This is a genomic window from Amycolatopsis sp. NPDC028719 (genome assembly GCF_055565395.1).
The window spans coordinates 306,097-318,819 of sequence record NZ_JBVHUL010000001.1; the positions used below are offsets into that span (position 1 = coordinate 306,097).

Annotated in this window: 15 protein-coding genes; 2 read left to right on the forward strand and 13 right to left on the reverse strand. The window is 70.2% G+C overall.

Annotation, left to right across the window (positions count from 1 at the left end):
* The first annotated feature begins 44 nt into the window (after positions 1-44).
* A complete protein-coding gene (locus tag ACZ4TR_RS01450) occupies positions 45-497 on the forward strand; it encodes a MarR family winged helix-turn-helix transcriptional regulator (protein WP_364510117.1) in 453 nt (150 codons plus the stop codon).
* Here the strand turns inward: ACZ4TR_RS01450 and dnaB are convergent.
* The 12 genes from dnaB to ACZ4TR_RS01510 all read right to left on the reverse strand — a co-directional run bounded on the left by dnaB (position 494) and on the right by ACZ4TR_RS01510 (position 10,273).
* Complete coding sequence (dnaB, locus tag ACZ4TR_RS01455; protein ID WP_364510793.1) at positions 494-1,900, reverse strand: replicative DNA helicase; 1,407 nt, start codon at positions 1,898-1,900, stop codon at positions 494-496. The two genes, ACZ4TR_RS01450 and dnaB, sit on opposite strands and share 4 nt — an antisense overlap.
* Positions 1,901-2,401: 501 nt before the next feature.
* Entirely contained in the window at positions 2,402-3,190 is a 789-nt protein-coding gene (locus tag ACZ4TR_RS01460) for an ESX secretion-associated protein EspG (RefSeq protein ID WP_465285290.1), read from the reverse strand.
* A gap of 96 nt (positions 3,191-3,286) precedes the next feature.
* Complete coding sequence (locus tag ACZ4TR_RS01465; RefSeq protein ID WP_465285291.1) at positions 3,287-4,651, reverse strand: hypothetical protein; 1,365 nt, start codon at positions 4,649-4,651, stop codon at positions 3,287-3,289.
* Position 4,652: 1 nt separating this feature from the next.
* Positions 4,653-5,279 carry a DUF3558 domain-containing protein gene (locus ACZ4TR_RS01470; RefSeq protein ID WP_465285292.1) on the reverse strand — a complete coding sequence of 209 codons (627 nt, stop codon included), beginning with the start codon at positions 5,277-5,279 and terminating at the stop codon, positions 4,653-4,655.
* The gene (locus ACZ4TR_RS01475; RefSeq protein ID WP_364510127.1) at positions 5,276-5,626 is read right to left on the reverse strand and encodes a hypothetical protein; all 351 of its coding nucleotides are present in this window, start codon (positions 5,624-5,626) and stop codon (positions 5,276-5,278) included. The genes ACZ4TR_RS01470 and ACZ4TR_RS01475 overlap by 4 nt, the downstream gene beginning before the upstream one ends.
* 135 nt (positions 5,627-5,761) lie before the next feature.
* Positions 5,762-6,223 (reverse strand): 50S ribosomal protein L9, encoded by a 462-nt coding sequence (rplI, locus tag ACZ4TR_RS01480; RefSeq protein WP_364510130.1) that lies wholly within the window; start codon positions 6,221-6,223, stop codon positions 5,762-5,764.
* 14 nt (positions 6,224-6,237) lie between these two features.
* Positions 6,238-6,486 carry a 30S ribosomal protein S18 gene (gene rpsR / locus ACZ4TR_RS01485; RefSeq protein WP_003098744.1) on the reverse strand — a complete coding sequence of 83 codons (249 nt, stop codon included), beginning with the start codon at positions 6,484-6,486 and terminating at the stop codon, positions 6,238-6,240.
* A gap of 43 nt (positions 6,487-6,529) precedes the next feature.
* Positions 6,530-7,048, reverse strand: coding sequence for a single-stranded DNA-binding protein (locus tag ACZ4TR_RS01490; RefSeq protein WP_364510132.1), 519 nt, complete (start codon positions 7,046-7,048; stop codon positions 6,530-6,532).
* Between the two features lie 17 nt (positions 7,049-7,065).
* Complete coding sequence (gene rpsF / locus ACZ4TR_RS01495; RefSeq protein ID WP_176742059.1) at positions 7,066-7,392, reverse strand: 30S ribosomal protein S6; 327 nt, start codon at positions 7,390-7,392, stop codon at positions 7,066-7,068.
* A 101-nt stretch (positions 7,393-7,493) separates the two neighbouring features.
* On the reverse strand, positions 7,494-8,354 hold the full coding sequence (locus ACZ4TR_RS01500; RefSeq protein WP_465285293.1) for a hypothetical protein: 861 nt from the start codon (positions 8,352-8,354) through the stop codon (positions 7,494-7,496).
* A 109-nt stretch (positions 8,355-8,463) separates the two neighbouring features.
* Positions 8,464-9,351, reverse strand: a complete 888-nt coding sequence (locus ACZ4TR_RS01505; RefSeq protein ID WP_465285294.1) for a hypothetical protein — start codon at positions 9,349-9,351, stop codon at positions 8,464-8,466.
* A 121-nt stretch (positions 9,352-9,472) separates the two neighbouring features.
* Positions 9,473-10,273 (reverse strand): hypothetical protein, encoded by an 801-nt coding sequence (locus tag ACZ4TR_RS01510; RefSeq protein ID WP_465285295.1) that lies wholly within the window; start codon positions 10,271-10,273, stop codon positions 9,473-9,475.
* 113 nt (positions 10,274-10,386) lie between these two features.
* Here ACZ4TR_RS01510 and ACZ4TR_RS01515 point away from each other — a divergent pair, with 113 nt between their 5' ends.
* Positions 10,387-11,160, forward strand: a complete 774-nt coding sequence (locus ACZ4TR_RS01515) for a deoxyribonuclease IV (RefSeq protein ID WP_465285296.1) — start codon at positions 10,387-10,389, stop codon at positions 11,158-11,160.
* Here ACZ4TR_RS01515 and ACZ4TR_RS01520 read toward each other — a convergent pair.
* Entirely contained in the window at positions 11,157-12,707 is a 1,551-nt protein-coding gene (locus ACZ4TR_RS01520; protein ID WP_465285297.1) for a glycosyltransferase family 87 protein, read from the reverse strand. The genes ACZ4TR_RS01515 and ACZ4TR_RS01520 overlap by 4 nt on opposite strands.
* Positions 12,708-12,723: the final 16 nt, after the last annotated feature.

Below are 12,723 nucleotides of genomic sequence, written 5' to 3' on the forward strand. Positions count from 1 at the left end.
CAATTACATGTAAAACTACATGTAGTTCGGAGGGTGGAGCAACCATGACGGACGCCGTGGCCGAGGTCGAGCGCGCCATGATCGCGATCCGCCGCAGCCAGCAGCGGCGCGCGCTGAGCCGGATCGGGAAGGCCCGCGGCCAGGGCGCGCACGACCCGGTGCACGAGCTGCTCGACGTCGTCGAAGAGCTCACCGAACGCGGCGAAGCCGGCACGGTGACGGCCTTGAGCGCGGCGATGGGTGTCGACCAGCCGCGCGCGAGCCGGCTCGTGGCGCGCGCTGTCGAGCAGGGACTGCTTCGCCGCGAAGCCGATCAGCGCGACGGACGGCGTGCGGTGCTCGTGCCGACCGAGGCCGGCCAGGCGCACCTCGACGAGCTGCACGCCTTCCGGCGCTCGGTGTTCGCCGAGGTCATGGCGGACTGGCCGGACGAGGACCGCGAGAACTTCGGCCGGCTCCTCACGGCGTTCGTCCGCGGGTACAGCGCCCTCGGTTAGTCGTGGGAAAGGTCCACGAAGCGGCTGTAGTGCAGCTGGTGGGCGACGGTGATCGTCGCCGTCGGTCCGGCACGGTGCTTCGCGATGATCAGGTCCGCCTCGCCCGCGCGCGGGTCGTCGCGCTCCCACGCGTCGGGGCGGTTGACCAGGATGACGAGGTCGGCGTCCTGCTCCAGCGAGCCGGACTCACGGAGGTCGGACAGCATCGGGCGCTTGTCCGTCCGCTGCTCGGGACCACGGTTCAGCTGGCTGATCGCGATCACCGGGACCTCGATCTCCTTGGCCAGCAGCTTCATCTGCCGCGAGAACTCCGAGACTTCCTGCTGCCGCGACTCGACACGCTTGCCGGACGTCATCAGCTGAAGGTAGTCGAGGACGACGAGCTTCAGGTCGTTGCGCTGCTTCAGCCGGCGTGCCTTCGCCCGGATCTCCATCATCGTCATGTTCGGCGAGTCGTCGACGAACAGCGGTGCCTCGGACACCTCGCTCATCCGGCGGGCCAGCCGCGTCCAGTCGTCGTCGGACATCTTGCCGCCGCGCATGTCGGCCAGGCGGATCTTCGCCTCGGCCGAGAGCATGCGCATGACGATCTCGGTCCGGCTCATTTCCAGGGAGAAGATGACGCTGGTCAGGCCGTGCCGGATCGACGCCGACCGCGCGAAGTCCAGGCCCAGGGTCGACTTGCCGACACCGGGGCGCGCCGCGACGATGATCATCTGCCCGGGGTGCAGGCCGTTGGTCAGCTCGTCGAAGTCGGTGAACCCGGTCGGGATGCCCTGGGACTGGCCGCCGCGCGAGGCGATCGCGTCGATCTCGTCCATCGTCGGCTGGAGCAGCTCTTCCAGCGCGACGTAGTCCTCGCTGGTCCGGCGCTCGGTGACGTCGTAGATCGCGGCCTGTGCGCGGTCGACCACCTCGTCGATGTTCGCGCCGTCGGCCGCGGCCGCGCCGTAGCCGTACTGCACGATCCGGGTGCCGGCTTCGACCAGCCGTCGCAGCACCGCCTTCTCCGCGACGATCTCCGCGTAGTAACCCGCGTTCGCCGCCGTCGGCACCGTCGCGATCAGCGTGTGCAGGTAGGGCGCGCCGCCGACGCGGCCCAGCTCGCCGCGGCGTTCGAGCTCCGCCGAGATGGTGATCGGGTCGGCCGGCTCGCCGCGGCCGTAGAGGTCGAGGACGCAGTCGTAGATCGCCTGGTGCGCGGGCTTGTAGAAGTCGTCGGGGCCGAGCGCCTCGATGACGTCGGCGACCGCGTCCTTGGACAGCAGCATGCCGCCGAGCACGGACTGCTCGGCCGCGATGTCCTGCGGCGGCTGGCGGTCGAACCCGCCACCGGGGCCGGGGTCACTCGGACCCGGGTCGTTCTCCGCATACATCGGACTGCGGTCGTCGGTCAGCGCCACCGCCCCGGACACCTCCTCATCGTGTCGAACACTAGTTCGAGTATGCCGGATCTTCGCTCTCGAAGCACGCGGCCGGCTCGTGCCTGACCGTTCCGGACGTGTCCCCCGATGATCGGCGAGAACGTCGTCCGGCTCTCGGAGGCACGCCGGGCGCCACCGTGAGTACAGGCCCGAGCGGGCACGCTAGATCCCCCGGAAGGCGGATGGCAATTCCGGATGGGGAGCCTTCTGTGGACAACCTGTGGATGAATGGGGGTAACCAGTCACAGGTGCCGCGAGAGCTGTGGACAAGTTGGGGACAAGCGTGATCGGCTTTGGGGAATCTGCAGGTCAAAGGCTGTGAACAAGGTGTGGAGAACTTCCGTGAAACTCGTCCGGCGTGTCGCGTGAAGTCCGTCGTTCGGCGTGTCGTGGACCAGTCGAAGACCATTGACCCACACGGCCTGTGGATGAATATCACGGAGGGTAGAGCCATAACTCGATGGGCTGAACGGCCGGCAATCAGGCCGCGGTGAGCCGGCCCTGTGCGCTGCGTAACCGCTCAGCGAGAACGCGCTGGTCGGCCGGGGTGAAGGCGATCCGGTTCTCCCCACGTCCCGGAACCTCTTCGGTCAGCCACCGGCCTTCCGACGTATCGATGTAGTTCACCGGGCGTTCGATGCGGCGCCAGGCCCCGCTGCGGTTACGGGCGGCGACGTAGAGGCTGCCGCTCCCCATCCGGCGTAGCGCCAGGATCCGCCGGAGCTCGTCGACCTCCTGCGAGCCTTCGGCCGGGCGGTCGTTGCGGAGCACCGCGTATCCGCCTTCGTCGCGGCGGGCGGTCCCCTCGACCTGGCTCTTCGGCACGGCGAGCGGCGTCCCGCGCCCGGGCGCCAGTTTCGGGATCTGGCCGAGGAAGCCGTCGAGCAGCTCGTGCGGCTGGGTCGACTCCAGCACGACGACGTCCAGCTCCTCGTGCTTGGCCAGCACGAACGCCTCACCGCCGGCGCTGCCGCCGAGCAGCCGGTAGCTGACCGGCTTGCCCTGGTACCCGCCGTCGATCCAGCCGTAGTACTCCAGTTGCGGCCGGGCGATGGCCTCGACCGTCGCGACGAACCCCGGGTGCATGCCGCGCGGGCCGAACAGCCCGGCCTTGGCGAGCTCGGCGTTGACCCGCTCGTCCTCGGCGCGCTGGGCCTCGTCGCTGTACCAGGTCGGCTTGTCTGACAGCACCGTGTGCGGCTCGCCGCCCCGGCGCCGGATCAGGTTGATCAAGGTGCCGGTCGTGATGGTGACCTGCCTGTCCAGCACCGCTCTTCCCCCAGTGAAGATCGAAGTCAGTGAAGGTGAACCCGCGCGAAGCCGGGGCGCGCCCATCTTGGCACGCACCCGGCGGTCTCGCGTGCGCTACTCGCCGATGACCGGCGGGGCGGTCAGCTCGTCGGAGCCGAAGATGTCGTTCGGGTCCTCGCCGAGCAGGTACTTCGACGTGCGTTCCTCGTCGCCGCCGCCCTGGCCCTTGGCGCCGTGGCCCATGCCGCCCATCCCGCCCATGCCGGTGGCACCGCCGCGCCCGGCCGCCGCGCCGCCCGCGCCCAGCGCGCCGCCGGCACCCATGCCGCCCCGGCCCGCGCCGGACGCGCCCGCGCCGCCCGGCAGGGACGCGCCGGTCGAGCCGCCGGGCCCGAAGCCCGCGCCGCCGCCCGGGCCGAAGCCCGCCGTGGGGTCGCCGATGCCGCCCGAGCCGCCGCCGGGCCCGAACCCGCCGCCGCCTCCGCCGCCGGAGAAGTTCGGCGCGCTCCCCGGGCCGAAACCCGGCATGCCCGGCACGTCCGAAGGCGAAAAGCCGGATGCGTTGGTGCCGTCACTGAAGTTCGGCGGTGTGTAGTTGCCCGCGCCCGGGATCTTGGACGGGTCGTAGCTGCCGCTCGGCACCTTCGACGGGTCGAAGCCCGGCACCTTCGACGGGTCGAAGTTCCCGCCTGGCACCTTCGACGGGTCGAAGCTGCCCCCGGGCGTGCCCGGCGGGCCGCCGAAGGACGGGACGCCGCCCGGCCCCGGCATGTTCACACCGCCGGTGCCCGTTCCGGTCCCGGTCCCGGTACCGTTCCCGGTTCCGTTGCCGTCGCCATTCCCGTTGCTGTCGTCCGGCTTCTTCTTCTTGCCGTCGTCGACGTTGATGGTCTCCTGCTGCCCCTTGAGCGCGGAGTACGTCGGCATGTTCTGGCCGTTGTCGTTGCTCGCCTTGTAGTAGGTGTTGAAGGCGTCGACGTTGGCCTGGCCCTTGGCGTTGTAGTCGCGGATCGCCCGGTCGGTGTCGGTCGTCCACGGCGTCACGGCGTTGAGCAGGTTGTTCTTCGGCGGGTCCTTCGGGACTTCCTGGACCTGCGCGTGCACGGTCGTGAACGCGTTGTTCTGTTCGCCGAGGTACTTGTCGGAGGCGGTCAGCTTGGTGCCCGAGTCCTCCATCCACACCCGCAGCGGGTGCGCGCCCGCGTTCTGCGCCGCTTCCGAGCCGCCGCCGGTCCAGGCCGCGTCCATCTCCTTGGCCAGCGTGTCGATCGTGGTGAGCCGGTCCGAGTACGCGCCCTTCAGCCGGCTGGCCGCCGACTGACCGTTCTGGATCGAGCCGGTGCCGGGGCCGGTGGTGATCTGGTGCCAGATGTCGTAGCAGTCGATCTTGCGGTCGCCCTGCTGCGAGGTGTGGTCGTCCGAGTGCGTGGTCGCCATGTTGTACGCGGCGAACCCGCCGAGCAGCACCAGTTCCAGCATCTCAGCCCTCCTTCAAGGTCTGGATCATCGCCTCGGCCGCCTTCTCCGCGTACGGGCACGGCTGGGTCGCGCCCGGGCCGCTGCCGATCTGCGTGAAGACCTGGACGGCCTGGGTGTCCGTCACGCCCACCAGCAGCTTGCACTGCCCCTGGGCGCGGAAGTCCTTGGTCGCGGCGTACACCGCGGGGTAACCGGAGACGTCGGCCGGCTCCCAGTACTCGTACTGGTCCTTGCCGCCCTTGGCGTAGAGGTCGTAGATCCCCGCGAGCCCGTCGGTGTTCGGGTCGGCCGCGATGTCGATCCGGCTGCTGCGCGTCTCGTCGCCGGTGTAGATCCAGGCGCAGGACGCGCCCGCCGAGCTGGAGCGGGGGGTGCCGTCCTCGAGGCCGAGCGTCGAGCGCTGCGAGGCCGAGAGGACCGAGCACGGGTCGGACTTCAGCTTGGCCGGGTCGAGCGGGCTCGACACCTTGGGCGCGCCGTCGCCACCGCCGCCGTCCGCGCTGCTGCTCGCGGAGTCCGGCGTACCGGACGTGGCGGCCGGGTTGGCCGTGCCGCCGGTCGTGGTGCTGCAGCCGGCGAGGGCGAGCGCGGCGAGCGCGAGCCCGGGCAGCACGAGACGGCGGTTCACGCCTGCGTCCCCGCCTTCGAGATGTCGCCGGTGTGGTCCGCGTCCGCGGCCGTGATCCGCTTCTTCGCGTCGAGCAGGGCCTGGATGTAGTTCTTCACGTATTCCTGCATCTTCTGGTTCTGCTCGAGGAACGCCTTGCCGGAAGGGTTGGCGAGCTTCTCCCAGTCACCGCTCGCGAACTCCTTGCCGGGCGCCTTGACGTCGGCCATCAGGTTGGCGTCGGCGGCGTCGTTCTGCAGGTCCGTCTGCAGGTCCTGCCACTTCTTGATGACGCCGTCGATCTTGTCGGCGTCGAACGTGAAACCCCCACCGCCGGACGGCGCGGACATGGTGACCTCGTTACCCATCCGAGTGCGCTCCCTTCGCGTCCCGCTCCATTCTCCTACGACGACGCCCGGGTGTCCGAGGTTCCCCCGAAACGCGTGAAGGCGGGCCGCCCACCAGGGAGCGACCCGCCTTCCACGACGTGCTGAGTTACTGGCTCACGCCTGCGTGGCCTTGACCTCGAGCCGCACGTCGACCTTCACGTCCGGGTGCAGCCGGGCGCCGACCGAGTGCTTGCCCACGGTCTTGATGTGGTCGCGCAGCTCGATGACGCGCTTGTCGAGCAGGGGGCCACCGGCCGCCTTGATCGCGTCGACGATCTCGCCGGCGGTGATCGAACCGAAGAGCTTCTTCGAGCCCTCGGCCGCCTTGCCGGTGAGCTGGATGGCGCCGAGGCCCTCCAGCGTCGCCTTGATCTCCTTGGCGTGGTCGAGGTCGCGGATGCGACGGCTCTCCTGCGCGCGCTGGATGGTGCGCACGTTCTTCTCCGCGCCCTTGGAGGCCGCGATCGCGTAGCCCCGCGGGAGCAGGTAGTTGCGCGCGTAGCCGTCCTTGACCTCGACGATGTCGCCGGGGCCGCCCAGGTTGGCCACGTCCGTGGTGAGGATGATCTTCGCCATTTCGGTGCCCTCCCTTAGCGCGCGGTCGAGGTGTAGGGCAGCAGCGCCATCTCGCGGGAGTTCTTGACCGCGATGGCGATGTCACGCTGGTGCTGGCTGCAGTTGCCGGTGACGCGACGGGCACGGATCTTGCCGCGGTCGGAGATGTACTTCCGCAGCAGGTTGGTGTCCTTGTAGTCGATCAGTTCCGGGCGGCCCTTCTTCTCGGCCTTGCAGAACACGCAGACCTTCTTCTTGGGCTTGCGGATGGGTGGCTTGGCCACTGGTCACTCCTGGAAGTTCAAATCTTTCTGGATGTGTACGAGATCAGAAGGGGGGCTCGTCCGAGAAGCCGCCGCCACCGCCGCCGCTCGCGGCCGGGGCGGAACCCCACGGGTCGTCGGCCGGCATTCCGCCGCCGCCGCCACCGCGGTTCCCGCCGCCACCGCCGCCGCCGAAGTCACCACCGCCGCCGCCACCGCGGCTGACCTTGTTGACCTTGGCCGTGGCGTAGCGCAGCGAGGGGCCGATTTCGTCGACCTCGAGCTCGACGACGGTGCGCTTCTCGCCTTCCTTCGTCTCGAACGACCGCTGCTTCAGGCGGCCCTGCACGACGACGCGGGCGCCGCGGGTCAGGGACTCGGCGACGTTCTCCGCCGCCTGCCGCCAGATGTTGCAGCGCAGGAACAGCGCCTCGCCGTCCTTCCACTCGCCCGACTGCTTGTCGAGCGTGCGGGGCGTGGACGCGACGGTGAAGTTCGCGACCGCCGCACCGGACGGGGTGAAGCGCAGTTCCGGGTCGGACGTCAGGTTGCCGATCACCGTGATGACGGTGTCTCCAGCCATCGGGAATCCCCTTCGGCTCAGGCCTTGGCGGCGGCGGGCTTGGCCGCGGCGCGCTTGACCTCGCGACGCATGACCTTGGTGCGGAGCACGGTCTCCTGCAGGGACAGCTGGCGGTCCAGCTCCTTCACCGCGTCCGAGGACGAGTTCAGGTCCAGCAGGGCGTAGATGCCCTCCGCGTGCTTCTTGATCTCGTACGAAAGCCGGCGCCGGCCCCAGACGTCGACCTTCTCGACGCTTCCGCCCGAAGTGCGGATGACGTTGAGGAAGGTGTCCAGCGTCGGAGCGACCGTGCGCTCGTCGAGCGTGGGGTCCAGGATGACCATTACCTCGTAATGGCGTGACACAACCACTCACCTCCTATGGGCTCGCGGTCACGGACTGTCCGTGACAGGAGGGTTTGTCCAGGTAAGAGTACCTGGGGGTGTCCCGAGGGCCGTCGGCCGGGTCAGCTCGCGCGGCGCAGGACCCAGGTGCGGACGAGCCCCGCGGTGACGCCGGCGAGCACGATCACCGCGAGCAGCATCGGCAGCTGGACGTCGTTCGAGGAGCCGGGCGAAGCCAGCGACTGCGCGTTGCCCGCGTCGCGGATGTCGGCACCCTGGCCGCTCTGGGCACCCGTGTCACCCTGCGGCGCGGAGGCGTCGCCGGGGAGCGAGCCGTCGGCCGGGTAGCGGACCCCGGGGGCGACGGCCGTGCCGGCGGTCGCGGTGGGGATGCCGCCGTAGTCGCGCATCGGCGCGGTGCCGGAGCCGGCCGCGTTGCCCGGGTTCAGGTTGGAGAGGTTGCCGGACGTGCCGCCGGGAACGGTGCCGGTGCCGCCGCCCTGCGGGGTGCCGGTGCCGCCCGCGCCCGGCTGACCCGGTGCGACGTAGTTCGTGGCGATCGTGGTGAGGCCACAACCCTGCGCAACTCGGCTCTTGATCGAGTTGAGCACCTTGGTCTGGGTGTCGGGAAGTACCCCGAGACCCGACGAACCCTTCAACGCGTTCGCCACCACAGTGCCGATCGCATCGCCGGCGATGGAGCCGCCTGCGGAGTTCGGCACGCTGCCCACGGTCAGCGCGCCCTTCTTCGCGATGGTGTCGGCCAGTGCATCGGGCCAGACAGTGGCGAAGGTCAGCACGTTGACCTGGTCCTTCGCGCCCTGCCGCACGAACTCCTTCACCGAGGAGCCCTGCACCGCCACGGTGTCGCCCATGCTGCCGTTGACCGAGCCCGAGCAGGTGCCCGCGAGCGTCGTCGCGGCGGAGGCTGTGCCCGCGGAAAGGAAAGCGCTACCGGTCACGAAGGCGGCAAGGGCGGTCATGGTCAAGAACTTCCGCACGAGCACTGTCCTCCGTGGGGTCATCAAGGCGTCGTCGTCCTGAACACCAGGCTCAACGAAGAAGATACGTGAAAGATACTCGGCAGTCGGGTCAATTCGCAGCGGCCATTCGGCGGAGCACCCACGTCCGCACGAGGCCCGCGCTGACTCCGGAGAGTGCCAGCACCGCGATCAGCAGCGGCAGGTTCGACCCGTCCGTGAACCCGTCGGATGCGGACGGTAGCGCTTCCGCCTGACCCGCCGTCTGGATGCCGGAGTTGCCGGCCGCCGCGTCCTGGTCGGGGCCGTTGAGGCCGTACTGCGGCGCGTAACCCGGGATCTGGCTGCCGTACCGGATGGCGGGCGACGGCGTGAAGAGCCCGGCCGTCGCGAACGGGATGCCGCTGTAGTCCCGCATCGGCGCGTAGCCCGTGCCGACGCTGAACGGGAAGCCACCGAACACCGGGCTGCTCGAGAAGCCGGGCAGCAACGGGCTGTTCGCCTCGGGGATCGGCGTGGTGCCTGCCGGAGTCCCACCCTGCGGCGCGCCCCCAGTGCCCCCGGACGGCGGGTTCTGCTGGTTGCCCCCGGTACCGGGCGACTGGCCGGGTGCGGGCTGACCACCGCCGCTGAGGGTGCGGCCGACATCGCCGGTCGCTTTGCTGATGCCGTTGGTGGTGCCGGCAACTGTGTTGTCGAGGGCGCCCGCCGCAGGGCCGCCGACCACCGGAACCGGGGCGACGACCGTATCCACGATGTTCACGGTCACCTTGCACAGTCCGCCGAGTAGACCGCCGACCAGGCTGGTCAACCCGTCCGTCACCGTCTTCAGGCCGAACGGAGTCGAGATCGTGTCGCCGGGTTTCGCAGTGACGGTGTCACCGCATTTGGCCGTGATGGTGTCCGCGGAGGCGGTGCCGGGCATGCCGAGTACAGCCGAACCGGCGAGGACGAACGCCGTCGCGCCGACCGCCGTTGCCCTCCGTGTCCGATCCTGCATGCTCGCCGCCCCTTGCCTCGCGTCCCTTTCCCAGGACAACGACGTTAAGGCAGCACGGTGACGCCCGCTCGCTCAGAAATGTCCGGCATTCGAGTGGAAGCGGGCGTCACCTTCGGTGAGATCAGGCGGGTGAGCGGCGGATCCAGGCCCGGACGAGGGCCGCGGCGACGATCGCCAGCGCCAGCACCGCGAGCAGCACCGGCAGCTTCGCCGGCGGCGTGACGCCGGGCAGCGCCTCGGCCGTCCCGGACTTCTGCTCGTCGACCGTCGGGATCTGCTGACCGGGGATGACCTGCGCGATCACCGGCGCCTGGATCAGGCTGCCCGGCAGGAGCGAGGCGTTGCTGAAGATGCCCGAAATCGCGTCGCCCGGCAGGCCGGCGCCACCGGGACCGGTGGTCACCGGGCCGGTGCTGTCACCGGGCGGGGTCTGACCGGGCGGTGTCTGACCGGGCGGGGTCGGCGGAGCGGGCGGCGCGGGCGGCGCAGGCGTCGGAGGGAGCGGCAGCGGAGGCAGCTCGCTGGCCACACCCTGCGTCACGCCGCCGACGGTGTTCACGACGCTCTGGGCGGTCGGGCAGACGGCCTTCGCCGCCGCGTCACCGACCACCGGCACGTCGCCGATGCCGAGCGCCCGCACCGCGTCCCCCACCGGGAGCGTGAGCAGCGGGACCGAGCCGTTCGTGTTCTTCGAGCTGGAGTCGAGGCCGACGGTCAGCCGGTCCGGGGCGTTCAGCGGGGCGCCCGCGTCCAGGAGGAGGCCGGTCTTCGCGTCGTGGGCCTGGCCGTTCTGCAGGGTGGCCGAGCAGTCGCCGCCGAGGGTCGGGCTCGGGTCGGCACTCGCGATCCCGGGCGCGGCCAGCGCGGCCGAAGCGGCGAGAGTGAACCCCAGTGCGGTGATCCGTGTGAACTGCTTCCCCATCGATGCCCTCCGGCAGTCGGCCCAATTGGATCACGGAACGCGCTCACGGTACTCCACGAGCGTCACCAACCGGTCCCACAGGGGAAAGAAGTACCCGGAGTAGCCTGCTCGGCATGCTGATTGGCGCCCATGTCCGTGACGACGACCCGTTGACCGCGGTCGCCGAGCGCAAAGCCGACGTCGTCCAGTTCTTCCTTTCGGACCCGCAGGGCTGGAAGGCCCCGAAGCCGCACCCCCACGGCGAGGCCATCGCGGCCGACCCCGTCGAGGTGTTCATCCACTCTCCCTACCTCATCAACGTGGCTTCGCTGAACAACCGGATCCGGATCCCCTCCCGTAAGAACGTCACGCAGCACGCGGACGGTGCGGCGGCGATCGGCGCCAAGGGCCTGATCGTGCACGGCGGGCACGTCGGCGCCGATGACGACGTCGAGGCCGGCCTGGACAACTGGCGCAAGCTGTTCGAGCGCGAGCAGGAGAAGGGCGGCTTCAAGGTCCCGGTCCTGATCGAGAACACCGCCGGCGGCGAGAACGCGATCACCCGCGACCTCGACGTCATCGCGCGGCTGTGGGACAAGGTCGGCGAGTTCGGCGCCGGGTTCTGCCTGGACACCTGCCACGCGTTCGCCGCGGGCTGGGACCTCGGGACCGCCGTCGAAAAGGTCAAGGCCATCACCGGCCGGATCGACCTGGTGCACCTCAACAACTCCCGCGACGAGTTCGGCTCGACCCGCGACCGGCACGCCAACGTCGTCGAAGGCGAAGGCACCATCGACCCGGACGTGCTGGTCGAGGTCGCGCGGGCGGCGGGCGCGCCGGTCGTCGTCGAGACCCCGGCCGACGGCCAGGCCACCGACATCGCCTACCTGCGGGAAAAGCTGAACTAGACGGCCACGGCCTTCCGGCGGTGCCGGACGGCGTTCGGGACGATCGCGTCCCGGGCGCCGTCGAGGAAGCCGCCGGCCGGGTCGTCGTCGCCGTCGATCCGGACCAGGTCGGTGGCCGGCCGGTAGATCTCGCGCACCACCAGCACGCACAGCGCGGCGACGGCGAGGTCGCGGACCACGACCGTGCCGAGGAACCAGCCTTCCGGCAGTCCCTTGTGGTCGACGCCGAGGTAGTAGAACATCCGCGGCACCCAGACCAGCGCGTCGATCAGCATCCAGCCGAGCAGCAGCCGCCAGCGCGGGATCGCCAGCACCGCCAGCGGCACCAGCCACAGCGAGTACTGCGGGCTCCACACCTTGTTCGTCAGCAGGAACGCGGCCACGACGAGGAACGCGAGCTGGCCGACGCGCGGCCGCCGCGGCGCCGCGAGCGCGACGTAGGCGATGCCCGCGCAGCAGGCCAGGAACAGCACGGCCACCGTGAGGTTCAGGTACGCCGGCGTCTGGTTCTTCTGCAGCACGCCGTCGAAGCCGGCCCAGCCTGTGGTGTAGGAGATGACGTTGTACAGCGAGTCCGGGTCCATCGGCCGCAGCGTGCTCATCCGGAAGAACTCCCACCAGCCGCGGGTCGCGGTGAGGATGAACGGCGCGTTCACCGCCAGCCACGTCACGACGGTGGCGGCCGCGGTCTTCCAGAACGGCGTCAGCTTCCCCGCGCGCAGGCACAGCACGAACAGCACGCCGAGCAGGAACAGCGGGTAGAGCTTCGCCGTCGCGCCCAGGCCGAGCAGGAGCCCGGCGAGCAGCGGACGCTTGCGCGCCCAGGCGAGCAGGCCGGTCGCGGTGAACGCGGTCGCGATCGCGTCGAAGTTGGTGAACGCGTGCACCAGCACCAGCGGCGAGACCGCCACCAGCACCATGTCCCACGGCCGGCGTTTCATCGTCCGCCCGGTCGCCCAGACCGTGACCAGCCAGGCCATCGCCAGGAACAGCGCGGTGAGGTCGAAGTAGACCGCGACCGGCAGCCCGCCGGGCAGCCAGCCGGTCTCGGCGACGTTCTCCCAGCCCGCCGCGAGCTTCGCGTTCGCCCACTGGAAGAGGCCGGTGAACACCGGGTACTCCATGTACCGGGTGTTGTTCTCCGCCGTCTGCGAGCTCTCCTTCCACGACGTGTAGTACGGGAAGGTGCCCGGCCGGTCGAGCCGCTCGGAGCTGTAGAGCGGCACGATGTCGGAGTAGCACATCGCGACGAACGGGCGGCCCGCGCGCCAGTCGAGCTGGGTGGCGCCGCTGGAGTCCTGGTACTGCTGGATGCAGGAGCCCTTGCCGAACCAGCAGAGCATCAGCGCGAGCGTGGCCAGCAGCAGGCCGACGCGCTGGGGCGACCAGAACCAGTGCCTGCCGACCGCCGCGTGCTCGCCGAGCGGGCCGCCGATGGGTCTGGTGACCGCCGCCGCGAGTGGTTCGTCCCAGCTCGGGACGACCCGGTCGGCTCGGCTCAGCGTCACGGGGCCGGGTTCCGGCTCGCGCGTGGTCTCCTCTGGCACGACTGCGGATGTTAGC

Excerpts from the sequence above, each read along its gene's own strand:
- ACZ4TR_RS01450 (WP_364510117.1), top strand. The coding sequence starts at position 45 with ATGACGGACGCCGTGGCCGAGGTCGAGCGCGCCATGATCGCGATCCGC.
- ACZ4TR_RS01465 (WP_465285291.1), bottom strand. The coding sequence starts at position 4,651 with ATGCTGGAACTGGTGCTGCTCGGCGGGTTCGCCGCGTACAACATGGCG.
- ACZ4TR_RS01475 (WP_364510127.1), bottom strand. The coding sequence starts at position 5,626 with ATGGGTAACGAGGTCACCATGTCCGCGCCGTCCGGCGGTGGGGGTTTC.
- rplI (WP_364510130.1), bottom strand. The coding sequence starts at position 6,223 with ATGGCGAAGATCATCCTCACCACGGACGTGGCCAACCTGGGCGGCCCC.
- ACZ4TR_RS01490 (WP_364510132.1), bottom strand. The coding sequence starts at position 7,048 with ATGGCTGGAGACACCGTCATCACGGTGATCGGCAACCTGACGTCCGAC.
- ACZ4TR_RS01500 (WP_465285293.1), bottom strand. The coding sequence starts at position 8,354 with ATGACCGCCCTTGCCGCCTTCGTGACCGGTAGCGCTTTCCTTTCCGCG.
- ACZ4TR_RS01505 (WP_465285294.1), bottom strand. The coding sequence starts at position 9,351 with ATGCAGGATCGGACACGGAGGGCAACGGCGGTCGGCGCGACGGCGTTC.
- ACZ4TR_RS01510 (WP_465285295.1), bottom strand. The coding sequence starts at position 10,273 with ATGGGGAAGCAGTTCACACGGATCACCGCACTGGGGTTCACTCTCGCC.
- ACZ4TR_RS01515 (WP_465285296.1), top strand. The coding sequence starts at position 10,387 with ATGCTGATTGGCGCCCATGTCCGTGACGACGACCCGTTGACCGCGGTC.